Raw genomic sequence first — 254 nt, 5'->3', positions numbered from 1 at the left:
GATCATGGCCGCGGCGTCGGCCACGATCGCCGGTGCCGCCGCGGGGCGCACGGACCCGGGCGCGGGGACGCAGTCCGCCGGAGCGAGGGTGAGGCGTTGCATGACGTCGCGCAGCGGCGGGCCGGGCTGCGTGCCGCGTGCCGGGTCGAGGAGACCGTCCTGGGAGTGCCGTCCTGTCGTCATGCGTCCTGTCCCCACAACCGGCGCGCGAAGTCGCGCGCGAAGGTGATCATCTCGTCCCAGCTGCTCACGCC

Annotated in this window: 1 protein-coding gene; it reads right to left on the bottom strand. The window is 74.8% G+C overall.

Features of this window, described 5'->3' with window-relative positions; all coding sequences use genetic code 11:
• Positions 1-183 (bottom strand): hypothetical protein (locus AC1ECF_RS17715; protein ID WP_480390755.1); only part of this gene is annotated, 183 nt, incomplete at its 3' end.
• Positions 184-254: the final 71 nt, after the last annotated feature.

This window comes from Psychrobacillus sp. Z3-81 (assembly GCF_056620325.1).
Note: the sequence above shows the minus strand (reverse complement) of the source record. Positions and strands in the feature narration are given on the sequence as shown.